The 22,602-nt window shown below is 55.1% G+C and carries 26 protein-coding genes; 19 read left to right on the forward strand and 7 right to left on the reverse strand.

Features of this window, described 5'->3' with window-relative positions:
• The first annotated feature begins 106 nt into the window (after positions 1–106).
• From flhB to motD, 7 genes are read left to right on the forward strand one after another with little or no spacing between them, the layout of a single operon-like run.
• On the forward strand, positions 107–1,240 hold the full coding sequence (gene flhB / locus KI613_RS04240; RefSeq protein WP_226403963.1) for a flagellar biosynthesis protein FlhB: 1,134 nt from the start codon (positions 107–109) through the stop codon (positions 1,238–1,240).
• Positions 1,241–3,325, forward strand: a complete 2,085-nt coding sequence (flhA, locus tag KI613_RS04245; protein ID WP_226403964.1) for a flagellar biosynthesis protein FlhA — start codon at positions 1,241–1,243, stop codon at positions 3,323–3,325. It abuts the gene before it with no gap.
• On the forward strand, positions 3,322–4,770 hold the full coding sequence (flhF, locus tag KI613_RS04250; RefSeq protein ID WP_226403965.1) for a flagellar biosynthesis protein FlhF: 1,449 nt from the start codon (positions 3,322–3,324) through the stop codon (positions 4,768–4,770). The genes flhA and flhF overlap by 4 nt, the downstream gene beginning before the upstream one ends.
• Positions 4,763–5,653, forward strand: a complete 891-nt coding sequence (locus KI613_RS04255) for a MinD/ParA family ATP-binding protein (RefSeq protein WP_226403966.1) — start codon at positions 4,763–4,765, stop codon at positions 5,651–5,653. Before flhF ends, KI613_RS04255 begins: the two co-directional genes overlap by 8 nt.
• Complete coding sequence (locus tag KI613_RS04260; RefSeq protein WP_226403967.1) at positions 5,653–6,405, forward strand: RNA polymerase sigma factor FliA; 753 nt, start codon at positions 5,653–5,655, stop codon at positions 6,403–6,405. The genes KI613_RS04255 and KI613_RS04260 overlap by 1 nt, the downstream gene beginning before the upstream one ends.
• Positions 6,398–7,138, forward strand: a complete 741-nt coding sequence (locus KI613_RS04265; protein WP_226403968.1) for a flagellar motor protein — start codon at positions 6,398–6,400, stop codon at positions 7,136–7,138. Before KI613_RS04260 ends, KI613_RS04265 begins: the two co-directional genes overlap by 8 nt.
• Positions 7,138–7,941 carry a flagellar motor protein MotD gene (gene motD / locus KI613_RS04270; protein ID WP_226403969.1) on the forward strand — a complete coding sequence of 268 codons (804 nt, stop codon included), beginning with the start codon at positions 7,138–7,140 and terminating at the stop codon, positions 7,939–7,941. Before KI613_RS04265 ends, motD begins: the two co-directional genes overlap by 1 nt.
• A gap of 17 nt (positions 7,942–7,958) precedes the next feature.
• Here the strand turns inward: motD and KI613_RS04275 are convergent, their stop codons facing one another.
• The 3 genes from KI613_RS04275 to flgA form a co-directional block, all read right to left on the reverse strand.
• Positions 7,959–8,417 carry a flagella synthesis protein FlgN gene (locus KI613_RS04275; protein WP_226403970.1) on the reverse strand — a complete coding sequence of 153 codons (459 nt, stop codon included), beginning with the start codon at positions 8,415–8,417 and terminating at the stop codon, positions 7,959–7,961.
• Complete coding sequence (flgM, locus tag KI613_RS04280; protein ID WP_226403971.1) at positions 8,417–8,695, reverse strand: flagellar biosynthesis anti-sigma factor FlgM; 279 nt, start codon at positions 8,693–8,695, stop codon at positions 8,417–8,419. The genes KI613_RS04275 and flgM overlap by 1 nt, the downstream gene beginning before the upstream one ends.
• Positions 8,696–8,759: 64 nt before the next feature.
• Positions 8,760–9,437 (reverse strand): flagellar basal body P-ring formation chaperone FlgA, encoded by a 678-nt coding sequence (gene flgA, locus KI613_RS04285; RefSeq protein WP_226403972.1) that lies wholly within the window; start codon positions 9,435–9,437, stop codon positions 8,760–8,762.
• A 95-nt stretch (positions 9,438–9,532) separates the two neighbouring features.
• Between flgA and flgB the strand changes: the two genes are divergently transcribed.
• From flgB to KI613_RS04345, 12 genes are read left to right on the forward strand one after another with little or no spacing between them, the layout of a single operon-like run.
• Positions 9,533–9,943, forward strand: coding sequence for a flagellar basal body rod protein FlgB (gene flgB / locus KI613_RS04290; RefSeq protein WP_226403973.1), 411 nt, complete (start codon positions 9,533–9,535; stop codon positions 9,941–9,943).
• Between the two features lie 11 nt (positions 9,944–9,954).
• Positions 9,955–10,365 carry a flagellar basal body rod protein FlgC gene (gene flgC / locus KI613_RS04295; RefSeq protein ID WP_226403974.1) on the forward strand — a complete coding sequence of 137 codons (411 nt, stop codon included), beginning with the start codon at positions 9,955–9,957 and terminating at the stop codon, positions 10,363–10,365.
• 11 nt (positions 10,366–10,376) lie between these two features.
• A complete protein-coding gene (locus tag KI613_RS04300; protein WP_226403975.1) occupies positions 10,377–11,048 on the forward strand; it encodes a flagellar hook assembly protein FlgD in 672 nt (223 codons plus the stop codon).
• A gap of 21 nt (positions 11,049–11,069) precedes the next feature.
• A complete protein-coding gene (gene flgE / locus KI613_RS04305) occupies positions 11,070–12,293 on the forward strand; it encodes a flagellar hook protein FlgE (RefSeq protein WP_226403976.1) in 1,224 nt (407 codons plus the stop codon).
• A 28-nt stretch (positions 12,294–12,321) separates the two neighbouring features.
• Entirely contained in the window at positions 12,322–13,065 is a 744-nt protein-coding gene (gene flgF / locus KI613_RS04310) for a flagellar basal-body rod protein FlgF (RefSeq protein ID WP_226403977.1), read from the forward strand.
• Positions 13,066–13,077: 12 nt separating this feature from the next.
• Complete coding sequence (flgG, locus tag KI613_RS04315; protein ID WP_226403978.1) at positions 13,078–13,860, forward strand: flagellar basal-body rod protein FlgG; 783 nt, start codon at positions 13,078–13,080, stop codon at positions 13,858–13,860.
• 9 nt (positions 13,861–13,869) lie between these two features.
• On the forward strand, positions 13,870–14,526 hold the full coding sequence (locus tag KI613_RS04320) for a flagellar basal body L-ring protein FlgH (RefSeq protein WP_226403979.1): 657 nt from the start codon (positions 13,870–13,872) through the stop codon (positions 14,524–14,526).
• A gap of 24 nt (positions 14,527–14,550) precedes the next feature.
• Positions 14,551–15,645 carry a flagellar basal body P-ring protein FlgI gene (locus tag KI613_RS04325; RefSeq protein ID WP_226403980.1) on the forward strand — a complete coding sequence of 365 codons (1,095 nt, stop codon included), beginning with the start codon at positions 14,551–14,553 and terminating at the stop codon, positions 15,643–15,645.
• A gap of 15 nt (positions 15,646–15,660) precedes the next feature.
• Positions 15,661–16,617 carry a flagellar assembly peptidoglycan hydrolase FlgJ gene (gene flgJ, locus KI613_RS04330; protein WP_226403981.1) on the forward strand — a complete coding sequence of 319 codons (957 nt, stop codon included), beginning with the start codon at positions 15,661–15,663 and terminating at the stop codon, positions 16,615–16,617.
• A gap of 60 nt (positions 16,618–16,677) precedes the next feature.
• A complete protein-coding gene (gene flgK, locus KI613_RS04335; RefSeq protein ID WP_226403982.1) occupies positions 16,678–18,711 on the forward strand; it encodes a flagellar hook-associated protein FlgK in 2,034 nt (677 codons plus the stop codon).
• A gap of 11 nt (positions 18,712–18,722) precedes the next feature.
• Positions 18,723–19,943 carry a flagellar hook-associated protein FlgL gene (gene flgL / locus KI613_RS04340; RefSeq protein WP_226403983.1) on the forward strand — a complete coding sequence of 407 codons (1,221 nt, stop codon included), beginning with the start codon at positions 18,723–18,725 and terminating at the stop codon, positions 19,941–19,943.
• Positions 19,940–20,398, forward strand: coding sequence for a hypothetical protein (locus KI613_RS04345; RefSeq protein WP_226403984.1), 459 nt, complete (start codon positions 19,940–19,942; stop codon positions 20,396–20,398). The genes flgL and KI613_RS04345 overlap by 4 nt, the downstream gene beginning before the upstream one ends.
• On the opposite strand, the gene fliR is transcribed toward KI613_RS04345, so the two are convergent.
• The 4 genes from fliR to fliO are packed head-to-tail and all read right to left on the reverse strand — an operon-like array spanning position 20,392 to position 22,595.
• The gene (gene fliR / locus KI613_RS04350) at positions 20,392–21,177 is read right to left on the reverse strand and encodes a flagellar biosynthetic protein FliR (protein ID WP_226403985.1); all 786 of its coding nucleotides are present in this window, start codon (positions 21,175–21,177) and stop codon (positions 20,392–20,394) included. The two genes, KI613_RS04345 and fliR, sit on opposite strands and share 7 nt — an antisense overlap.
• Positions 21,178–21,179: 2 nt before the next feature.
• Positions 21,180–21,449, reverse strand: a complete 270-nt coding sequence (gene fliQ / locus KI613_RS04355; protein ID WP_226403986.1) for a flagellar biosynthesis protein FliQ — start codon at positions 21,447–21,449, stop codon at positions 21,180–21,182.
• A complete protein-coding gene (fliP, locus tag KI613_RS04360) occupies positions 21,446–22,192 on the reverse strand; it encodes a flagellar type III secretion system pore protein FliP (RefSeq protein WP_310492728.1) in 747 nt (248 codons plus the stop codon). The genes fliQ and fliP overlap by 4 nt, the downstream gene beginning before the upstream one ends.
• A complete protein-coding gene (fliO, locus tag KI613_RS04365) occupies positions 22,185–22,595 on the reverse strand; it encodes a flagellar biosynthetic protein FliO (protein ID WP_226403987.1) in 411 nt (136 codons plus the stop codon). The genes fliP and fliO overlap by 8 nt, the downstream gene beginning before the upstream one ends.
• Between the last annotated feature and the right edge of the window lie 7 nt (positions 22,596–22,602).

The raw sequence follows: 22,602 nt of genomic DNA on the forward strand, positions 1-22,602 counted from the left end.
ATGGGGTTGCAAATGGCATCTGAGAAAGAGAGTAAATAAACACACGTACCTATATAATTTTTCTCGTTTTTTCCTATAATAGCCATAACATAAACCAAAGATGGCTATGGCCGAAGATAGCGACCTCGAGAAAACTGAAGAGCCTACTAGTAGGCGAATCGAGCAGGCCCGGGAGAAGGGGCAGGTCCCGCATTCCCGTGAGCTCGGTACTTTTCTGGTTTTAATCGTTGCCGGTGCTACTTTTTGGATGATGGGCGGCTGGTTCATCCAGCGCTCAATGGCTATTGTCAAAAAAGGCTTCACCATCGAATCCGAGGTTATGCGTGAGCCGGCCTTGATGTTGCCCCGATTGGCCGAAATCTCTAGCGATGCATTGTTTGCGTTTTCTCCCCTGCTTGGCCTCCTTTTGCTGGCTGCGGTCTTGCCCCCGTTTTTCCTGAATGCCTGGGTGTTTTCGCCGCAGGCCCTGGCTCCTGATTTCAATCGGCTCAATCCACTCAGCGGTTTTGGTCGGATGTTTTCCTGGAATAGCCTGATGGAGTTGGGTAAGGCTGTTTTGAAGGCGAGTTTGCTTGGTGGGGTTGCCGTTGCGCTGATCTGGGCCGAGCGTGACGAAATATTTGGATTGCTGGGCGAGCCGTTGGATGCTGGGCTTGTGCATGCCGGAAATCTGGTTTCCTTTTCCTTTTTGATCATGGCCGCAACGCTGGTGCTGGTTGTTGCTGCAGATGTTCCATTTCAGCTATGGCAATACTTCGATAAGTTGAAAATGACCAAGGAAGAGGTCAAGCAGGAAATGAAGGAAATGATGGGCGATCCGCACGTCAAAGGTCGCATTCGCAGTCTGCAGATGCAAGCTGCGCGGAAGCGCATGATGGCTGCAGTCCCTACGGCAAATGTAGTAGTGACTAATCCGACTCATTTTGCAGTGGCCCTTGCCTATCAAACAGGGATGGCCGCACCGAAGGTGGTGGCGAAGGGGGCGGGAATGATTGCTCTGAGAATACGAGAAGTAGCCAACGAAAATGCGGTGCCGATCATGGAGGCGCCGCCTCTGGCCAGGGCGCTCTACAAGCATACTGAACTCGACTCGGAAATCCCCTCAGCCCTGTACAGCGCGGTCGCTGAGGTTCTTGCGTATGTCTACCAGCTCGCCAACTGGCGGCAGGTGGGTGGTACCTATCCGGTGCCTCCCCGTGATCTGCCCGTGCCTGCTGGGCTGGTTCCGGAGGCGGCGTAAATGGCTTCCTCATCAGTCAGTATGCAAAGTTTCATGGCGCGCATCAACGTCTCGCAATTGGCCGCGCCGGTCTTGATCATGATGATCTTGGCAATGATGGTATTGCCACTTCCGGCTTTTGCGCTCGATGTGTTCTTTACCTTCAACATTGCAATATCTGTGCTGGTCTTGCTTGTTGCTGTCAACACGCAAAAAACACTCGAGTTTTCTGTCTTTCCGACGGTGCTGCTGGTTACCACTTTGCTTCGCTTGTCGCTGAATGTGGCTTCGACCCGAGTGGTCATGCTTGAGGGGCATACTGGTCCTGACGCAGCCGGGAAAGTAATCGAGGCATTCGGGCATTTCATGGTGGGCGGGAACTTTGCCGTTGGTATTCTTGTATTTATGATCCTCGTGGTCATCAATTTTGTCGTGATTACCAAGGGCGCCGGACGTGTTGCCGAGGTGTCGGCACGTTTCACGCTGGATGCGATGCCTGGCAAACAGATGGCCATTGATGCTGATCTAAACGCCGGTCTGATCGGCGAGGAAGATGCCCGTAGGCGCCGTTCCGAGATATCCCGTGAAGCTGAGTTTTTCGGTTCAATGGATGGTGCGTCAAAGTTTGTTCGTGGCGACGCCGTCGCTGGCATCATCATCATGCTGCTCAATGTCGTGGGAGGGCTGATTGTCGGCGTCCTTCAGCACAACATGGAACTGGCCCAGGCGGCAAAAAATTACACCCTGCTGACGATCGGTGATGGCCTTGTCGCACAGATTCCGGGGCTGATCATCTCTATCGCGGCCGGCATGGTCGTTACACGGGTGTCGGATGATCGTGATATCGGCCAACAGGTTATGGGTCAGATGTTCCGAAGCGCTAAGGTGATCGGTGTCACTGCGGGAATCATTGGAATTCTCGGGATGATTCCGGGCATGCCAAATCTGGTCTTTCTGATGTTGGCTTCGGGGATGGGCTGGATGTCCTGGCGGATGATGGAGAAAGAGAAGCGGATTGTCGAAGCGCCGGTCAAGGTCGCAGCTGCCCCTGTTCAGGAGGCTATGGAAGCGACATGGGGTGATGTGGCTCCGCTGGACGTTCTTGGGCTAGAGGTTGGTTATCGCCTGATACCTTTAGTCGATAAATCTCAGGATGGGGAATTGTTGCGTCGTATTCGCGGTATTCGCAAAAAGTTTGCACAGGAAGTCGGTTTCCTTGTTTCCCCTGTTCATATCCGCGACAATCTTGAATTGAAGCCAAATGCCTACCGTATCCTTCTGAAGGGTGTTGAGGTCGGGCAAGGCGAGGCCTACGCGGGGCAACTCATGGCAATTAATCCGGGCCGTGTGGCAGGTACGCTGAATGGCGCAGTGACTAAAGATCCGGCATTCGGGCTGCCAGCGGTTTGGATCGACCCCGCTCAGCGAGAGCAGGCACAAGCCTACGGCTACACCGTGGTGGATGCCTCAACGGTGGTTGCTACGCACCTAAACCACCTGATCCTGACCCATGCGGGCGAACTGCTTGGTCGTCAGGAAGTTCAGCAATTGCTGGATCATCTTGCCAAGGAAATGCCAAAGCTGGTCGAGGATCTTGTTCCCAAGGTTCTGCCTCTCGGCACGTTGCAAAAAGTTCTGCAGTCGATGCTCGAAGAAGGGGTTCATATCCGCGACATGCGGACCATTATCGAAACTGTCGCCGACCACGCAACGCGCACCCAAAATGCAGACGACCTGTCGAGCCAGGTACGTATAGCCCTTGGTAGAGCCATTGCTCAGCAGCTTTTCCCGGGCAATAGCGAAATGCAGGTCATGTCGCTCGATCCGACCTTGGAGCGTCTCTTGTCACAGGCAGTGGCTGGCGGCTCAGAAAATACCAGCTTTGAGCCGGGGCTTGCTGATACGCTTTTGCGTGAGACCGCCTTGGCAGCGGGGCGCCAGGAAGGTCTGGGGTTGCCGGCGGTATTGCTGGTGCCGGGCAGTCTTCGCCTGCTGTTATCCAGATTTTTGCGACGTACCGTTCCCCAGTTGAAGGTGCTGTCCCATAACGAAGTGCCTGAAACCCGAATTATTAAGGTGACCTCGATCATCGGAGGTAGAACATGAACGTCAGAAAATTCATCGCAGCCAACGCAAGGGACGCCTTGCGTAAAGTAAAAGAAACTCTTGGTAACGACGCGATCATTCTTTCGAATCGCGGCGTGCCGGGCGGTGTCGAGATCATGGCTGTGGCTGCGCGCGACATGGCGATGATTGTTCCCACCCAGGTTCAAGAAAAAACACTACAGGAGAGAAAAGTTCCGGAAAGCCATCCGGATGACGACTATCGTGTTGTTCTGAGTTCGGCGCGAGCAAGAGTCTCACAGCCGCCGCAGCCTACCGTGGTTCCTCCGCCGTCATCGGCGCAATATCAGGCGCACGTGTCAAAGCAAGCAGCAATGCTGGTCAATGCGGGCATTCCCAGAACCGGGGCAATGCGGCAGATGGAACATGGCCGCCCTAGCCCAACGACCGCGGCTCCCTCGAGAGTAGCTCCGATTTCCACCCCGCCAGCCTCTGCAGCGGTTCAGACGAGTGTGCCGCGCCGCCCGGAGGCGGAAGTAGTGCCGATGGAGGTGATGGACGAGATTCGCTCATTGCGCAAAATTGTTGAGCAGCACTTGGCTGGCTTCGCGTGGGGTGAGTCTGCTCGCTCCGAGCCGGTAAAGACAGATATCTTGCGTCAGATGCTCGATGCCGGGTTTTCCCCTCAGTTTTCCCGCGAACTGCTTTCTGACCTACCGCGTGAAATGAATGGTTTGGAGGCAATGGCATGGGTCAAGGGGGCGGCTGATCGTTCGCTTCTGACGATCGGCAACGAAAACGATATCGTTGACCGAGGTGGCGTCTATGCGTTGGTTGGACCGACCGGTGTAGGGAAAACAACGACAACTGCGAAGCTTGCTGCGCGCTGCGTGTTGCGCCACGGCCCGAGTAAGGTGGCATTGGTTACAACAGATGGGTATCGAATTGGTGCACATGAGCAACTGCGTATCTATGGTCGTATCCTTGGCGTCTCCGTTCACTTGGTCAAGGACGCTAATGAACTACGTCAGACCTTGATTGAGTTGCAGCATAAGCATATGGTGCTGATCGATACAATGGGTATGAGTCAGAGAGACAAGCTGGTCCCTGAGTTGACCGACATGCTTTCTGGCTGCGACGTACAACGATTGTTGTTGCTGAACTCAACTTCGCGAGGTGACACGCTGGATGACGTCGTTCGAGCCTACGCGGGTGACACGCTGGCTGGTTGCATTTTGACAAAGATCGACGAGGCAGCAAGTCTGGCTACCGTCCTGGATGTCATCATGCGCCACGGTTTGAAGCTTCAATACGTTTCCAATGGACAGCGAGTGCCGGAAGATTTGCATCTGCCTAATCGTAGCTATCTCTTGCATCGTGCGTTCAAAGATGTCCCGGAAAGCTCTCCCCATAAATATGACGGCCTTGAACCAGGATTGATGATGGCTAGCGCAGGGATGGTTGCGGTTGGAGGCAGCCGTGGCTGACTTTCGCGTTGATCAGGCCGCAGGATTGCGCCGCCTATTGGGAGGTGGCCAGCAATTGCAGGTTGTCACTTTTGTTGCTGGATGCGACGGTGTCGGTCGCAGTGTGGCCGTGGCCAATATCGGGGTGGCACTTGCGCGGCTAGGAAAAGAGGTTCTGATCATAGATGAGCATGTGCAAGGTGACGACATCGCGTCTACTTTCGGCATGACTGCCAAGCATGATCTTCTCAATGTTGTACAGCGTGAAATGCCGCTTTCTCAAGTCGTACTTCAGCCGATGTTGGGGCTGCGCGTTCTACCGGCGGCGCGGGCGGCCAGAAAACTGGGGCGACTGTCGTTGCCGCAGCAGCAGACTTTACTCGATGCGATGTCCGGTCTGGAAAGGCCAATTGATGTAATACTGGTCGATGCCAGCATGGCTCACCCAAATGGCTTTTCACCATTTGGGCTGGTTTCTCAGGAGGCGGTAGTGGTGCTTTCCGGGAGTAGTGCCTCGATAACAGAGGCATATTCGCTGATCAAAAAAGTAAGCCATGCTTTTTCGCGGAAGCATTTCCGTATTCTGGTGAACAAAGTTCGTAGTCATGCAGATGCGCGCTCAATCTTCGAGAATATCGCTCAGGTTGCAGCTCAACGCGGTGTTGCTCGCCTTGATTACGCTGGTGCAATACCTCTCGATGAGGCATTGCGGCAGTCGGCGCAGCTATGTCGGTCAGTCCTGGTTCAGGCACCCGACTCGCCGGCGGCGGCGGCATTCCGGGATATAGCTTCGGATATGCTGTACTGGCAGCGCAGTGAGTGCGAGGCCGGAGGTGTCGGTCAGTTCATGCAGCAACTGTTACACTTGAGCCAACGCATAACCCCCAACGTACTACGAGCCTGATGTATACCGCTGCCGGGCAGCCTGATAGGGACCAGTTGGTTCAGCGCTTCATGCCGCTGGTGAAGCGTATTGCCTATCATCTGATGGCTCGTTTGCCGCCTAGCGTGCAATTCGACGATCTCGTCCAGAACGGGATGCTTGGCTTGCTTGACGCTATAGATCGTTTTCAGGAAGGTTTCGGGGCTCAGTTTGAGACCTACGCAACACAACGAGTTCGTGGTGCCATGCTGGATGGCTTACGAGAAAACGATTGGTTGCCACGAAATTTGCGTCGGGAGTTGCGTCGCATAGAAACGACAATCAACCAGCTTGAGCATGAATATGGACGTGCGCCATCAGAAAAGGAGCTGGCTGACGCGTTGGGTATGTCCTTGGCTGACTACCAACGGACGCTACAGGAGGCGCGCGGACATCAGATTGTCTATTACGAAGATTTTTCGGGTTCGAGCGATGAGGATTTTCTAGAGCGGCACTTTACAGACAACGAGGCTGATCCGGTAAGTATCCTGGAAGATCGGGGTGTAAAGGAGCAATTAGTGCAGGCTATTGGTTTGCTGCCGGAGCGCGAAAAAATGATGATGGCGCTGTACTACGAGCAGGATCTAAATTTGCGGGAGATCGGCGAAGTTATGGGGGTCACTGAGTCGCGCGTTTGCCAGCTGCATACTCAGGCTATCGCACGACTACGCAGCCGTATTGTCGGTGAGGTTCCTGCAGCCACGAAACGTCGCAAGGAGAAGGCTGGTGGATAAGATCAGCCTCGCGGGTCTCGCAATAAGTATCGTGGCTATCATTGGGGGGCAATACCTTGAGGGCGGAAGTATTGGTTCTCTAGTTCAGCCAACAGCGCTGTTGATCGTGCTTGGTGGTACGTTGGGTGCGGTGTTGCTGCAAAGTCCGATTCATATCTTCAAGCGTGGAATGAAGATGGCTAAATGGGTTTGGATACCCCCGGTTATTGAGCAGAAGCGCCAGATAGAACAGATTCTCAACTGGAGCCAGATGTCACGTCGCGAGGGGTTGTTGGCCCTTGAAAACTATATCCCGGGTATAAAGGATGAATTTGCGCGAAAGGGCTTGCAGCTCTTGGTTGATGGCGCTGATCCGGAGCGAATCCGGGAATTGCTGGAAGTCGAGATAGGCACCTTCGAAGATGAGTGGCGCCAGTCAGCGAAAATATGGGATGCAGCCGGTGGCTATTCCCCGACGATCGGCATCCTGGGGGCTGTAATGGGGCTGATTCATGTCATGGAAAACCTTTCCGATCCCACAAAGCTTGGTGGCGGCATAGCGGTCGCGTTTGTTGCGACAATCTATGGCGTTGGCTTGGCCAACCTTGTATATCTGCCTATTGCCGCCAAGCTAAAATACTACGTGATGCGCATGGTTTCATCGCGGGAAATGCTTGTTGATGGTCTTGTTGGTATCGCTGTCGGTGATAATCCGCGGATCATCGAGGGGCGCCTGAAAGGCTATCTTCACTAATGGCCCGCAAGCGCCGTGAGGAGGAGCATGAAAACCACGAACGCTGGCTAGTTTCCTACGCCGATTTCATTACCCTGTTGTTTGCATTTTTTGTGGTCATGTACGCTGTTTCGTCGGTGAATGAGGGTAAATATAAGGTCCTGTCAAATTCGCTGACCAATGCATTCAAAAATAAAACCGGAGAGCCGGGGGGGCAGCCAATTGCTGTCATGCCAGGCGCGCTTCCTATGCCGCCACGGCCGGTGATCAAAGTTGACAAGGCGCCCGAGACTGCCAAGAACGAGGCTAAGAAAGCCGAGCAACGCCAAAAGATGAAGAATGTGGCTGGCGACATTATGGATGCGCTACAGCCTCTTGTTGCGGCAGGGAAAGTTCGGCTACTCGAGACCAGTCGCGGGGTGACCATCGAAATTAACGATAGCGTGCTTTTTTCTGCAGGACAGGCACGTCTTCAACCTGCCTCAATAAGCGCCATGGGCGTAATAGCTCAGGTGCTTGCGAGTACGGATTTCCCGATCACAATCGAGGGGCATACCGACAACGTGCCGATTGCTACGCCCCAATTTCCGTCCAACTGGGAGTTGTCCGCCATGCGTGCGACAACGGTACTTCGGCTTTTTAATGACGGGGGAGTCGGCGCGGAGCGATTAACGGCAATCGGGTATGGTGAAACCAGGCCAGTGGAGACAAACACAACGCCGGAGGGACGGGCCAGGAACCGCCGCGTCAGTATCATGATTGACTCTAACCGCCCGGAAGAGCCTACGGAAATCAACGAAGTGCCCAAGGTGCCAAATCGTTGATCTGCTCGATTGGCGGATTAGGCCGAATCGATGATTCGACTGCCTGTACTCTGGGATGCCTGGCCATTGCTGCTGTACAACGATTGGTCCACTTTACCCTGTGTCAGAATGGAAAGCGCATCGCTGGTTTTCTGGTGAAGCACGTTAATCAGGTTTCCGTTTAACTCATTTATAGCACGTGCTTCACGTGCAGTTCCCAGTAACCCCTTCCAAAGCTCAGCTGCTTCTATTTCAGATGGGTGGGCCGAAAACCATGCTTGCATATCGATAGTCGCTTCATCGCTTGATGAAAGAGTGCGAGCACGCTCGGCACCTGCTAGATTCAGGCTCTCGACGAGTGAGAGCTTTTCAGCATTTATTTCAGCCAAGCCATCTGGTTTACCTGAGCGCAGAATTTCCTGTTCGCTCAAAAGCGTATTTCGGAAGCGTATGACCAGTTCGGCCTCGTGCTTCAACAGCTTCGCAACTATGGTCATCAAGCCTTGCGCTGGGAATCAAGCAGGTCACGTGCGGACTGAATCAATCCATCAGCAATCGCTTCTGGATTGACCTTGAAACGGCCTTGGGCGATTGCTTCCTTAATTTCCTGAATACGTGCCGCATTAACCGGCGGTTTCTCAGCGCCTTGGAAGGTGCTTGCCAAATGACTCAGGCTCACCGATTCAGCGTTTGATGACGCTTCATTCGACGGGCGAGTAGCCGCACGTGGGGCGGGCTGCGTAGTGGCAGGATTATATGTGCTGTCGATTTTCATGATGTGGCTCACAATACTTTTTGATCTCAGACGGTATATCGGCCGTCAACGCCGAAACTTTAGCTCAAAAATCTATTTCTACACTGCCGTCAGCACGCGCTGTGCCAGATATAGTCTGGCCAGAATTCATGCGAATCTGTGCCGGCTGGCCAAGAGCCGCATTGTTGATTGCCTTGCCTTCGGCGCTGACTGAGAATCCGCTGCCATTGGAGATAACCCTTACTGTCTGGCCCTGGCGGATTACGATTGGAGCCACTAACTGATCGAAACGTATGGTCTGGCCAGCGCCCAGCGAGTTGCGAAGTGTCTTGCCGACAACGCCTGAGGAATCGCTGGCCACGCCGGCCGGCAAATGGGAGACGTCGCCACTGAGTGTGACCAGATCTGATTGGCTGATCACCTGACCGGCAATTAATGGTCGGCTGGTCGTGACATAGTTGCCGGCTACGGCAATTTGAGCCGGTACCAGAACGGTCCAGCTATTTGGTGACAAGCAACGAACGCCGATGTGAGTTCGGCCGACTATTTTGCTGCCTTGCGGCGTAAACGCCTCGAGTGCCGAGCAAGGTGGAAGTTTGCTGGCATCGAACTGCCCCATCGTGATGGTCGTTTTGCCGGAAAGATTTTTCGTTTGCAGACGAATGTGTTGTTCCGCTGTATCGAGAATGGTTGCCGAGTCTGCCGCAAGAGCGAGCAGGCAATGGGGGAGCAAGCAAAGCAGGGCAAGGAGACGCATTGGCATGTGTGCATTTTGCCCTATTGAAATCGTTGTCGCGTATTAATTTCGCCATGGCATGAAGTATGCTTTTTATGGTTCAACAAATGTTGGAGGCGACCATGGCAAATATCGCGCAAAACTTCTCGGTTCTAAGCAAGGCTCTCGATTTGCGTACACAGCGCCATCAGGTGCTGGCATCGAATATCGCCAATGCTGATACGCCGAATTTCAAGGCTCGCGATATTGATTTCAAGTCGGCCATGCAGAACGCGTTGGCTGGCCGTGCCGATACAGGGCCGTTGAGCATGGCGGCGACCTCCACTGGACATCAAATGGGCAATGGAGCGAGTGGTCCTGGTGCCATGCAATATCGCACCGAGACACAGTCTGCCGTTGATGGCAACACCGTCGATATGGATGTCGAGCGCGCCCAGATTACGGATAACGCCCTTCAGTACCAGATTCTTACCCAATTGATTAGCAACAAGTTCCAGGGCTTGCGTAGTGCTATGAGTTCCACTCAAAGCTAAGGAGAGATTGAATGAGCCTGTTTAACGTATTTCAGGTGTCCTCGAGCGCCATGACGGCGCAGTCGATGCGCCTCAACGCGGTGGCCTCCAATCTGGCCAATGCGGACAGCATCGTGTCATCGGACGGACAGCCTTACCGGGCTAAACAGGTCGTATTCGAGGCGACGCCGATGGGGGGCGTTGGTGATATTTCAAAGGGGGTACGTGTGCGTCAAGTGGTCGATGATGCCTCTCCACCTCGCATCGTGTATGACCCCAAGAATCCTGCAGCTGATGAAAAAGGCTACGTTGCCTTCCCGAATGTCAATGTGGTTGAAGAAATGACCAACATGATTTCCGCCTCGCGCTCGTACCAGACGAACGTCGAGGTCATGAATACCGCAAAGACCATGATGCTGCGCACTCTGCAGATTGGTCAATAAGGAGATGAGTCATGAGTAGCGTTACTAGTAGTTCCACGGTCAACTCGGTTTTACAGCAACTTTCCGAAAGCTCGACCTCGACGACCAGTGCGGCAGATCAGTTGGGCGACCGTTTTATGACACTGCTGGTGACCCAGATGCAGAATCAGGATCCATTGAATCCGATGGATAACGCTGAACTGACTAGCCAACTGGCTCAAATCAATACAGTGAAGGGAATCGATAGTCTCAACACTACGCTGGAAAAGCTTTTGACTTCATATAGCGAGACCTTGGCCATGCAATCTTCGTCCATGGTCGGCAAAAATGTCCTTGCCGCCGGCAATTCTCTCCCTTTGGGTGATAACGGTGCACTGGGCGGGGTGAAACTGGATGGGGACGCGGACAAGGTCAGCATCATTATCAGCGACGCTAATGGCGTGAAGGTCGCTCAGGAGGATCTCGGCGCCCAAAAGACTGGTGTGATTGACTTTATTTGGGATGGGAAGAATGCCGATGGAACTCGTTTGGCTAATGGAACTTACCAGTTTTCCGTGCAGGCGACTCAAGGTGCCAACAAGGTAACGGCGAGTGCGCTGGAGGTTGGCACGGTATCTGCTCTTGTAAGAGGACAGAACGGTTTTCAGCTAGAAATTCCCGGAACGGGTCTGGTCGATTTCAGTTCCGTCGAACAGATTTACTAAGATTGAGTCAAGGAGTACATCATGGCATTCCAACAAGGTTTGAGCGGTCTGGCTTCCTCTTCCAAGGCGCTGGACGTTGCCGGTAACAACATTGCCAACGCATCGACGGTCGGCTTCAAGTCCTCGGCAACCCACTTTGCCGATGTATATGGCGCTTCCTTGCAAGGGGGCGGTGGTTCGCAAATCGGTATTGGTAGCACATTGAGTGGGGTCCTGCAGCAATATACGCAGGGCAACATTACCGCGACGAACAACCCTCTGGATATTGCCATCAACGGAACGGGTTTTTTTGGACTGACCCAGAACGGCTCGGTAAGTTATTCGCGTAATGGTCAGTTCCATCTGGATAAGGATGGCTTCATCATCAATGACCAGAACCGCAAACTGCTTGGTGTGCTTGCCGACTCGACCGGCAGCATTCCGCAGCAGCCGCCAACCGATCAACTCAAGGTTGATTTCGTCACCGGGACACCGAATCCAACCAGTACGGCTGGCGTGACGGCCAATCTGGACTCTCGCCAGACGCAACCGGCACAGGCTCCATTCGATCCGACTGATCCCGATACCTACAACAGTTCGACGGCTATGACGGTGTACGACTCGTTGGGCAATCCTCACACACTGTCTTACTATTTTCTGAAGACTGCGACACCCAATCAGTGGACCTTGTACACCCGCATGGATGGGGTTGCTCCAACTGTGGCTGAAGCAGCTGGTACGGTAACTTTCAACTCGTCGGGCGTGCTGACTTCTGCTGGTTCGATAAACAAGAGCTACGCCGTAACCACTGGCGCAGTAACGCCTCTGGCGTTTGATATTGACGTTTCGAACATGACCCAGTTTGGCAGTCCGTTCGCTGTCAACGACCTGACGCAGAATGGTTTTGCTCCGGGTAACCTCGCTGGTGTCAGTGTTTCCAAGGACGGTATCGTTCAAGCCCGCTACGACAACGGTCAGACTCGTGACATTGGTCAGGTCGCTCTGTTCAACTTCCGCAATCCGAATGGCCTCTCCTCAATCGGTAATAACCAGTGGTCGGAAACAGCCGATTCTGGGCAACCGACGCCGGGCAATCCGAATACCGGAATTTTTGGTGTGCTGCAAGCATCGGCAGTCGAAGAGTCGAACGTCGATCTGACCGCGGAACTGGTCAACCTGATCGTCCAGCAGCGCAACTATCAGGCCAGCGCCCAGTCGATCAAGACACAGGACCAGATTCTCCAAACGCTGGTCAACATCCGCTAATAGCCGCTGATCTCTCGGAAAACGCATCATGGATCGTCTGATCTACACCGCGATGACTGGCGCCAAGCATGTTTTCATGCAGCAGGCCGGGACGGCGAACAATCTGGCCAATGCCAGCACGGTCGGTTTCAAGGCGCAGGAGCACCGCTTCCGAGCGGTGCCGATTCTGAGCGATGCCATGCCGACGCGGGCGTTTGTGGTCGACGCATCCGTCAGCGATGTTTTCAGCGAAGGTCCGGTGATGTTTACCGGCCGTAACCTAGATGTTTCGGTTCAGGGGCGTGGCTGGCTGGCCGTGCAGATGCCGGATGGCAGCGAGGCCTATACCCGAGCCGGTAGTCTGGATGTCGATGTGGCAGGGTTGCTGCAAACCAAGAGTGGTTACCCGGTGGTCGGCGATGGTGGGCCGATCAACGTGCCGCCCGACAACAACATTGAAATTGCCCCCGATGGGACTATCTCGGTTGTGCCTAGTTTTGGTACGCCAAACAATGCCAACGCAATCGGACGCCTGAAGTTGGTGAATCCACCAGAGGCTGATCTGGTACGGGGTGCCGACGGCCTGTTTCGCTTGCGCAGCGGTCAGCCCGCGGAAGCGGATGCAACGGTTCGCGTTGCTTCGGGCGCGCTGGAAGGCAGTAACGTCAACGTGACGGATGCGATGGTCAACCTGATCAGTCTCTCTCGTCAGTTCGAAATGCAGATCAAGATGCTGCAGACGGCCGATACCAATGCCCAGCGTGCCGATCAACTGCTTTCATTGAATTCCTGATAGGACTTAGTCATGATCCGTTCCCTGTGGATAGCCCGAACCGGACTCGATGCCCAGCAAACCCAGCTCGATGTTATCGCCAACAATCTGGCCAACGTCGGAACAAACGGTTTCAAGCGTTCCCGGGCGGTCTTCGAAGATCTGCTCTATCAGAACCTGCGTCAGCCTGGCGCACAATCATCACAGCAGTCCCAAGTTCCGACCGGGTTGCAGTTGGGCGCCGGAGCGCGTCCGGTGGCAACGGCTCGCCTATATACCCAGGGCAATCTTCAGAAAACGGACAACACGCTGGACGTGGCGGTCCAAGGCAGCGGGTTCTTCCAGATTCTTCTGCCGGATGGAACGACAGGTTATACGCGAGACGGCTCATTCCAAAAAGACAATCAAGGCCAGATCGTTACTGCCGATGGTTACCCGCTGCAGCCTAACATCACGATTCCTGCGAACGCACTTTCAGTCTCGATCGGCACTGACGGCACTGTGACGGTCACACAGTCCGGAACGGCAGCGGCGACTCAGATTGGGTCGATTCAATTGGCGACTTTCGTCAACAATGGTGGCTTGCAGGCGATCGGCCAGAATCTGTTCCTGGAAACTGCCGCGAGCGGAACGCCAACGCCCAATACGCCGGGGACCAATGGTGCGGGGGTGACCAATCAGGGCTATGTTGAAACTTCCAACGTCAATGTCGCCGAAGAGCTTGTCACGATGATCCAGACCCAGCGTGCGTATGAACTGAACTCGAAGGTGGTCTCGGTCTCCGATGCAATGCTGGGGCGCCTGACCCAGCTATGAGGTGAAACCATGAAACGTCTGGCCTTGCTGGCTGTTGTATTGACAAGCGCTTGTGCGACGACGCCGCCGACCAATGTGCACCAGCCGATGTCGGCTCGCCCGTCTCCGCGCATGGAGTCCCCGGCCACAAATGGTGCGATCTACCAAGCGGCCTATAGCCGTCCGCTATTTGAAGACCGTCGGGCCCGTTTTGTTGGCGATACGATCACGATCAAGATTACCGAGAGCACCACGGCCTCGGCCAAGTCAAACAACAAGGTCGATAAATCGAATGCCCAAAAAGCGTCGGTCAGCGCACTCGCCGGGTTGCCTGGCAAAGGCTTGCTGGGCATGGACTTGGGGGCCACGAGCTCAACCGCGTTCAGTGGCAAGGGCGAGGCGGCAAATAACAATGTGTTCACCGGCAACATCACCGTGACGGTCATTGACGTCATGCCCAACGGCAATCTTCTGGTTTCCGGTGAAAAGCAATTGGCTATTGGCCACGAGCAGGAGTTTGTCCGGGTGTCTGGTGTGGTCAACCCGAGTTTTGTTGATTTTTCGAATTCGATCGAATCTTCGAAGGTGGCGGATGCCCGAATCGAGTACAAGTCTGCTGGTCAGGTTAGCGAAGGGCAGATCATGGGCTGGATGGCACGATTCTTCCTTAATGTCTTGCCATTCTAGGGAATATTCAGGCGGAGACAGAACATGAAGACATTTGGCGGCAATTGGTACCGGCAGGCGGCAATAGTGGCCGCTTGCCTTCTGCCGCTTTGCGGCCAGCCGGCATTTGCCGAGCGCATCAAGGATCTTGCATCGATTCAAGGGGTGCGCAATAACCAACTGATCGGCTATGGCATCGTGGTCGGTTTGGACAATACCGGCGACCAGACGACGCAAACGCCGTTTACGACCCAGGCCATGGGCAACATGCTGTCGCAGCTCGGCGTTAATCTGACGACCGAGCAGGCCACCAAGCTCCAGTTAAAAAATGTGGCAGCAGTCATGGTTACGGCAGTCATGCCGCCATTCTCCAAACCGGGCCAGTCCATCGACATCACCGTTTCGTCCATGGGTAATGCGAAAAGTCTGCGCGGCGGTACGTTGCTGATGACCCAGCTGAAGGGGGGGGATGGACAGGTCTACGCCGTCGCTCAGGGAAACGTTCTGGTTGGCGGTATTGGCGCCTCATCCGGTGGCTCCAAAATTGCAGTTAACCACCTTTCGGCGGGAAGAGTCCCCAGTGGCGCAACGATCGAACGCGATGTTCCAACGGCGGTAGGTCAGGGTGGATATATCTATTACGAGCTCGCCAACACTGACTTCGGAACAGTCCAAAATATGGTAGAGGCGATCAACCGAGCGATATCGCCAGGGACCGCTCGCGCCATCGATGGTCGGCGGATTGCGGTACGTGCGCCAGACGATATCGATGCGCGCGTTGCCTTCCTTGGGCGCCTGGAAAGTCTGGATGTCAAACCAGCAGTTGGGAGTGCGTTGGTGGTCATCAATCCACGAACCGGTTCGGTGGTTATGAATCAGAAAGTAACGCTCGATCCTTGTGCAGTGGCGCATGGCAGCCTCTCCGTGGTTGTCGATGCGGGCAATCGGGCAACCGGGCAGCCGGCTGATATCCAGGTTACTCAAGCAAATGGCAGCCTGATGAACGTCAAGGCTGGGGCCAATCTGGCCGATGTGGTCAGGGCGCTTAATGCCCTTGGTGCCAATCCTTTGGATCTTCTGGCCATTCTTCAGGCTATGAAGGCCGCCGGTGCCCTGCGTGCCGAACTTGAAGTTATCTGAGCGGTTATCGGTTCGATGAAAATTCAGGATACGCCGAACCGCGCGGCCTTCGACGTCAAAGGGTCGCAGGATATCCGCAGCCAGTTTCAAAAAGATCCGAAGCAAGGCCTGAAAGCTGCGGCGCAGCAATTCGAAGCCCTTTTCCTGCAGATGGTCATGAAGAGCATGCGCGATGCAACGCCGCAGGATGGGCTGCTAAACAGCGATCAGTCGCGTTTCTATACCGGCATGCTCGATCAGCAAATGGCTCAGAACATGGCTTCGAGCCGCGGAGGCGTCGGGTTTGCGCGGCTGATTGAGCAGCAGTTGGGGCGACATCTGGACACGCCCAAGGGGCAGGACGAGTTGCTGGCACCGGCAACTGCTGCCGCCAAGGATTTGCCGCTCGCCGTTTCCGACGTGAGTCACCTGCAGCACAGACCTGTATTAAGTGGCCTGCCAACCTCTGCCTCTTATGGTGCCAATGCTTCGGTGACGCCAGCGGTCAGTCAGGAGGCGCCAGCTTCGTCGCGCGAGTTCGTCAATCGCGTCTGGCCTCATGCGGTTGAAGCCTCACGGTCAACCGGAATTCCGCCCGTTTTTTTAATTGGTCATTCAGCCCTTGAGAGCGGTTGGGGGCGGGGTGAGATTCGCAAGCCGGACGGAACGAACAGTTTCAACCTGTTCGGCATCAAGGCCGGAAAAAGCTGGACGGGCGATACCGTTGAGGCTGCCACAACCGAATATATCGATGGTCAGCCTACCAAAGTGACCGAACGTTTTCGCGCCTATGCATCTTATGAAGAATGCTTTCGCGACTATGCCAATTTGCTTCGCAACAGCCCACGCTATACGGGCGTGATTGGATCGCAGGATGGCACAGAGTTTGCTCGACGTTTACAACAAGCGGGATATGCCACTGATCCGATGTACGCCGACAAGCTCTCGCGCATCATCAATGGCCCGACACTGCGCCAAGCCCTTATCGGCTAATCAGTCCTCAATGTTTTGGGATTGGGGCCGTTAACAAGGCTGTAGAGTAAAGGAATTGCCATGAGCAGCGGAATGCTATCAATTGGGATCACCGGGATCCATGCGGCGCAACTGGGGCTTGAGGCGACTCAGCACAACATTGCGAATGCCAATACACCGGGCTACAGCCGCCAATATATCCAGCAGTCTGCCGGCATTCCGCGGCTGACGGGGTCTGGTTACTTTGGTAGTGGTACTACCGTAGATACCGTTCGTCGTGCCTATGATAAATATCTGACTGCACAGACATTTGCTGCTCAGGCCAGCGCGTCTGAATCCGCGACGCAACTGGCTAAGCTGAGTCAGATCGACAATATGCTGGGTGATCCGAGTTCAGGGCTGGCGCCTGCCATGCAGGAGTTCTTTACCGGCGTGCAGCAGGTGGCAGCCAATCCGTCTCTTATCTCGGCGCGCCAGAGTATGTTGTCGTCGGCGGAAGCCTTGGCTGGGCGATTCACTTCGATGTCTGGGCGTCTTGGCGAGCTTTACGATAGCGTAAATGGCGAAATCAGCAGCGAAGTCGAGCTGATCAATGTATATGCTCAGCAGCTTGCAGAGGTGAATGGCCAGATTACGCGCGCTGAAGCGGCGACCAACCAGCCACCCAACGATTTGCTGGATCTGCGCGATCAACTCGTTGCCGACCTTAACAAGCATGTTCGGGTGACGACTGTTGAGGACTCGATCGGCAATTTCAACGTTTTTGTCGGGAACGGCCAGCAACTGGTGGTGGGTTCCGTCGTCAATAAACTGGTTCCGATGACCTCAAGCTCCGATCCTGAACGGATCGTGGTTGGCTTGCGTGGCCAATCAGGGGTTGTCCAGGAGCTGTCTGAATCGCTGATTGAAGGCGGAGCACTCGGCGGCTTGATGAAGTTCCGCAATAATTCGCTGGATGACGTAAGCAATACGCTGGGGCAGATCGCTGCTTCCGTGGCTTTGACCTTTAACGCCCAGCATGCATTGGGACAGGATTTGGATGGACTGAACCAGACGTCCGCAACGATCGGTTTCCAGGCGAATTTCTTTGAGTTTTCTCAGCCCAAAGTGCTTGCCAGTGTAACCGGTGCAAATTCGGTGACGGCCAGTTTTCTGGCCCCGACTGGCGATCCAGCCACCGGGAATTTCAAAACCAGTCTGACTGGTAGCGACTATGTTCTTACGGCAACTTCCGCGACCAGTATGACGCTTACGCGACTGTCCGATGGTGTGGTTTTCCCCGCTACCGGGGCAGCAGCGAGTGTTGCTGCATTGAATGCCTTGATCGTTGGTGAGGGTTTCTCGATTGGTGGGAGTGCGCCGACGGTTGGCGTGGATTACCGGATCGAGCCAACCCGGGATGCGGCGCGAAACTTTCAGGTTAATTCGTCGATAGCGGCCGATGTAAAGAGGATTGCTGCCGCAGCGCCAAGTGTGACGACGCTGGGGGGGGGAAATACTGGCTCGTTGCAGGTTGGCCAAGGAGTCGTCGGTACGGGATACTCGTTGGCGAATCTCCCGGCGGCTTTTTCTTATAGCCAGGGTAGTGGTGCATTTACCTTTACCTTTCCCGCATCGGGGACTGTCAGTGCGACGTATGCGGACGGAACGACATTGGCTATTGCCGCTGGTTCGATCAATCGATTGAATGCCGGATCGGAACTGGCTCGCGTTACCTACAACGGAATTTCAGTCGATATTTCCGGTGTTCCTGCCAACGGCGACACCTTTACTATTGGCGCTAATGCCAGCGGTGTGTCGGATAGTCGAAATGCTGTGAAGCTGGCGGCGCTGCAGACCCAAAATACGATGGAAGGTGGCCGAGCAACCTATCAGGGCGGCTACGCGAGTCTGGTCAGTGGCGTCGGTTCGGTGACTCGTCAGGTCAAAGTTAACAGCGAGTCGCAACAAGCCCTCCTCAAGCAGAACGAATTGTCCCGCTCGGCGGTCTCCGGCGTCAATCTCGACGAGGAGGCTGCCAACCTTATCCGTTATCAGCAGGCCTACCAGGCATCGGCCAGGTCGCTCGATATTGCCTCGAAGCTATTTGACACGCTTCTCGGTATCACCAATTAAGGAGTGGCATCATGCGTATAAGCACCTCGATGATGTTCGATACGGGCACCCAGAACATGCTGCAGTTGCAGACAAATTTGTACAAACTGCAAAATCAGATGTCGACTGGGCGTCGTATCCTGACTCCCTCTGATGATCCGGTCGCAGCGGCGCAGGCGCTGGAGGTCAGTCAGCGACAGTCAATCAATTCCCAGTTTATGGACAATCAGGGAAATGCAGCCAGTCAATTGACGAATCTGGAAAGCACCCTGAGAAGTGCCAGCGATCTAATCTCGAATGTGATGTCCAAGGCTGCAGAAGCGGACAATCCAAATATCAACGATACTTCCCGCCAGGCAATTGCATTTGATATCAACGAAAACTTTGGTCAGTTGCTGGGCCTGGCAAACAGCATGGATGGGTTGGGTCAGCATCTCTTCTCGGGATTCCGCGGGGATACAGAGCCATTTGGCGTCTCTGGTTCTCCGGGGAGCAGAATTACAACCTATCATGGCGATGATGGGAATCGCCAGTTGCAGGTTGAAACTGGGCGCTTGATGGATGTTTCCGAGTCTGGCAGTGACATGTTCATGCGTATTCCGCAGGGAAATGGGCAGTTCATGGCCAGTGCCGGAGCCGCCAATACGGGGACCGGCGTTCTTGGCGCGTCTTCAACCGTTTCCGGCTATGACGGCAGCACCTATCAACTCACTTTTACGGCACCCGGGGTGTATGACGTATACGTCAATGGGGCGGCTACCCCAACGCTGACTGGCCAAGTTTATACCGCAGGTTCAGATATTTCGCTTGGTCCGGCTGCTCAGCAGATCAAGATCAACATTTCTGGCACTCCGGCTGCAGGCGACACCTTTACCGCGCAACCAGCCAGCAATCAGGATATTTTCACAACGCTGGATAGCATGATCAAGGCGCTGAATGCCAACGTGGGTAGTACTCCTGCGACCAAGGCCGCGTTCAAAAACCAGATGACCCAGATTCGCCAGAATCTGGATCAGGCGTTCGGTCATCTATTGACGGCGCAGACCTCAGTTGGCGCCCGGCGGCTTGAACTGGAGAATTTGAGTAACGCCGGCGCAGATCGGGATCTGCAGTATCAGACCGACCTGAAGAACCTTCAGGAGCTTGATTACACCAAGGCCATTTCCGATATGGCGAATCAGAAAATGGTGCTTGAGGCGGCTCAACTTTCCTTCAAGCAGGTTAGCCAGATGTCACTGTTTAACTACCTATGAAAAAAATTGGCGCCGCGCTGATCGCAGCAGCCTGTCTTGCTGGTTGCGGGGGAAGCCCCCTGATTCCGAATGAAACTATTCAGCTTACGGCCAAGACAGGGATTAGTTTGTCGTCGCTGGCAACGGCTGCAGTGGTCGGGGCGGCGATCTATCTGGTCTACGATCCGCTGGCGCCCAACTGGGAGATCGAGGAGTCCAAGCTGGCGCCGGATGTCTATCGCTTCTCGATGAAGATGAAGCGTTACCACACCGGTGGTGCCGGTGAGTCGGTACAGATACTCAAGCGGCGCGCCAGCCAGTTGCAATATGAAAACGGATTTTCCAGCTATCAGATTCTCGAATACACCGAGGGGATTGATTCCCAAACCATTGGTGCTCGGCGCATGGCAGAGGGAACGATACGCCTGGTGCAGCGCCAGGATGCTGATTCCTACAAAATGAATGAGCGCTACTGATTGGCCGGAACGGCGAAGCCCAGCGTTGCGCTGAGCGCGTATTCGTAGAGTGCCTGCAAGGGAGTGGCCAGGTAATTCATGCTGACGGCCAGCGCGATGAAGCCGCCGATCATCGTGAGCGGGAAGCCAAGCGCAAAAATATTCAATTGGGGTGCGGCCCGGGTGAGCACTGCCAGCGCAATGTTGGTGATCATCAGTGCGACCACCACGGGGAGTGAGAGCAATACTCCGACCGAAAACATTTTTGCTCCGAGTTCGACCAGGTTGAGCCAGCTAGTCGCAGCCAAGGGTGTCGCACTGACCGGTATGGCGTAAAAGCTCTGCGCCAACGTCGCGACATACATCAGGTGGCCATTCAGTGAGAGAAACAGCAGAAAGCTGACGAGGCCGATGAACTCGCCAATCACTGGCGTTTGTGAAGAGCTCAACGGGTCGTAGGCGGTTGCGAAGCCAAGTCCCATCTGGGCACCAATGAATTCGCCTGCCACATCGACGGCGGCGAAGACTATGCGGGCAGCAAAGCCCATGCCGATGCCGACCAGCATTTGCTGCGCCAGTATCCAAAGGCCAGCCAGCGAGCCGGGCGCGACAGTTGGCATCGGCGGCAGGGCCGGGGCGATGGCCACGGCGATACCGATGCCCAGAATGAGCCGTGTGCGTTGGGGAATCCCGGCCGAACCCCAGAGTGGCGAGGTGGCGATAAACGCCAGAATGCGGGTGAGTGGATAGGCAAAGGCAACAATCCAGGCGTCCAGTTGTGCCGTGGTTATGCTGAACATGGTCAGCCGATCAGCTGTGGAATGCTCTCGAACAGACGCTGGATGTAGTCAATCATGTATTCCAGCATCCAGGGGCCGACGAGGATAAGGACTAGGAACATGACGACCAGTTTCGGCACGAACTGCAGGGTCGCTTCGTTAAGCTGGGTTGCTGCCTGAAAGATGCTGACGATCAAGCCAACGACCAGCGCCGAGAGCAGCATCGGGGCCGCCAGAACGAGAGTGACTTCGATGGCCTGGCGGCCGATTTCCATGACGACACCCGGGGTCATGGATTGAAGCTTTTGACCAAAGAGCCAATGACCAGATGCCAGCCATCGACCAGGACAAAGAGCATCAGCTTGAAGGGCAGGGCCACCATGACCGGCGACATCATCATCATGCCCATCGACATCAGCAGGCTGGCCACCACCATGTCGATGATCAGAAAGGGGATGAATATGATGAAGCCGATCTGGAAGGCGGTTTTCAGTTCGCTGATGACGAAGGCGGGAATCAGGACGCGCAGGGGAATATCGTCAGGCTTTTCGAATTTGTCGGCCTTGGCGACGCTGGCCAGCATGGCAATATCGGCTTCCCGGGTCTGGCGCAGCATGAAGCTGCGCATCGGAACCGCCGCCCGTTCGCCGGCCTGGGCGATATTGATCTTGTTTTCCGAGAGCGGCAGGTAGGCGTCGGTATAGACCTGGTCGAGGGTTGGCGACATGATGAAAAAGGTCAGGAACAGCGCCAGGCCGACCAGGATTTGGTTGGGGGGCGAGGTTTGCGTGCCCATGGCGTGGCGAAGCAGGGAAAGCACGATGATGATGCGGGTAAAACTCGTCATCATCAGCACGGCAGCTGGCAGGAAGGTCAGCGCCGTGAGGAAGAGCAGTGTCTGAATGGTCAGACTATAAGTAGTGCCACCACCGCCTGTTGGCGTGCTGGTGACAGATGGCAGTCCGCCGGCAACCTGGGCTAAAGCCATGATCGGGGGGAGCAGCAGGCAGAGCCCGAGTATGACTCGCCTAAGCATTGTTCTGGCGTTCCTTGATGGACTTGAGCCACTGGGCAAAAGGCGCTTCAGTGGCGCCGGCGGCGGTATCAAGGTCCATGCTGCTTCCCTTGGGGAGTTGGTGCAGCGTGCGGATCTGCCCGGGGACGATGCCGATGACCAGCCAGCTATCTCCCACCTCAATCAGCACAATGCGCTCGCGAGGACCTAGTGCAACGCCGCCGATGATCTTCATGCCGCCCTGGCCAAAACCTTTGCCCCCCGACAGCTTGCGGGCCAGCCAGGCGGTGCCGAAAAGCAGTCCGAGGATGAGGAGCAGGGCCAGGGTTGCCTGCAGGTAGGTGCTGGCCGGAATGCCGGGGCTGACGGCGTCGCTACCCCACGCAGTGATAGGTAGCAGCAGTGGAAAGAGAAGGCGCAGCAAGTCTGGG

It is taken from the genome of Ferribacterium limneticum (genome assembly GCF_020510585.1).
Classification (GTDB): Bacteria; Pseudomonadota; Gammaproteobacteria; order Burkholderiales; family Rhodocyclaceae; genus Azonexus.

Excerpts from the sequence above, each read along its gene's own strand:
- flhB (WP_226403963.1), top strand. The coding sequence starts at position 107 with ATGGCCGAAGATAGCGACCTCGAGAAAACTGAAGAGCCTACTAGTAGG.
- flhA (WP_226403964.1), top strand. The coding sequence starts at position 1,241 with ATGGCTTCCTCATCAGTCAGTATGCAAAGTTTCATGGCGCGCATCAAC.
- flhF (WP_226403965.1), top strand. The coding sequence starts at position 3,322 with ATGAACGTCAGAAAATTCATCGCAGCCAACGCAAGGGACGCCTTGCGT.
- KI613_RS04260 (WP_226403967.1), top strand. The coding sequence starts at position 5,653 with ATGTATACCGCTGCCGGGCAGCCTGATAGGGACCAGTTGGTTCAGCGC.
- motD (WP_226403969.1), top strand. The coding sequence starts at position 7,138 with ATGGCCCGCAAGCGCCGTGAGGAGGAGCATGAAAACCACGAACGCTGG.
- KI613_RS04275 (WP_226403970.1), bottom strand. The coding sequence starts at position 8,417 with ATGACCATAGTTGCGAAGCTGTTGAAGCACGAGGCCGAACTGGTCATA.
- flgM (WP_226403971.1), bottom strand. The coding sequence starts at position 8,695 with ATGAAAATCGACAGCACATATAATCCTGCCACTACGCAGCCCGCCCCA.
- flgA (WP_226403972.1), bottom strand. The coding sequence starts at position 9,437 with ATGCCAATGCGTCTCCTTGCCCTGCTTTGCTTGCTCCCCCATTGCCTG.
- flgB (WP_226403973.1), top strand. The coding sequence starts at position 9,533 with ATGGCAAATATCGCGCAAAACTTCTCGGTTCTAAGCAAGGCTCTCGAT.
- flgC (WP_226403974.1), top strand. The coding sequence starts at position 9,955 with ATGAGCCTGTTTAACGTATTTCAGGTGTCCTCGAGCGCCATGACGGCG.
- KI613_RS04300 (WP_226403975.1), top strand. The coding sequence starts at position 10,377 with ATGAGTAGCGTTACTAGTAGTTCCACGGTCAACTCGGTTTTACAGCAA.
- flgE (WP_226403976.1), top strand. The coding sequence starts at position 11,070 with ATGGCATTCCAACAAGGTTTGAGCGGTCTGGCTTCCTCTTCCAAGGCG.
- flgF (WP_226403977.1), top strand. The coding sequence starts at position 12,322 with ATGGATCGTCTGATCTACACCGCGATGACTGGCGCCAAGCATGTTTTC.
- flgG (WP_226403978.1), top strand. The coding sequence starts at position 13,078 with ATGATCCGTTCCCTGTGGATAGCCCGAACCGGACTCGATGCCCAGCAA.
- KI613_RS04320 (WP_226403979.1), top strand. The coding sequence starts at position 13,870 with ATGAAACGTCTGGCCTTGCTGGCTGTTGTATTGACAAGCGCTTGTGCG.
- KI613_RS04325 (WP_226403980.1), top strand. The coding sequence starts at position 14,551 with ATGAAGACATTTGGCGGCAATTGGTACCGGCAGGCGGCAATAGTGGCC.
- flgJ (WP_226403981.1), top strand. The coding sequence starts at position 15,661 with ATGAAAATTCAGGATACGCCGAACCGCGCGGCCTTCGACGTCAAAGGG.
- flgK (WP_226403982.1), top strand. The coding sequence starts at position 16,678 with ATGAGCAGCGGAATGCTATCAATTGGGATCACCGGGATCCATGCGGCG.
- flgL (WP_226403983.1), top strand. The coding sequence starts at position 18,723 with ATGCGTATAAGCACCTCGATGATGTTCGATACGGGCACCCAGAACATG.
- KI613_RS04345 (WP_226403984.1), top strand. The coding sequence starts at position 19,940 with ATGAAAAAAATTGGCGCCGCGCTGATCGCAGCAGCCTGTCTTGCTGGT.
- fliR (WP_226403985.1), bottom strand. The coding sequence starts at position 21,177 with ATGTTCAGCATAACCACGGCACAACTGGACGCCTGGATTGTTGCCTTT.
- fliQ (WP_226403986.1), bottom strand. The coding sequence starts at position 21,449 with ATGACCCCGGGTGTCGTCATGGAAATCGGCCGCCAGGCCATCGAAGTC.
- fliP (WP_310492728.1), bottom strand. The coding sequence starts at position 22,192 with ATGCTTAGGCGAGTCATACTCGGGCTCTGCCTGCTGCTCCCCCCGATC.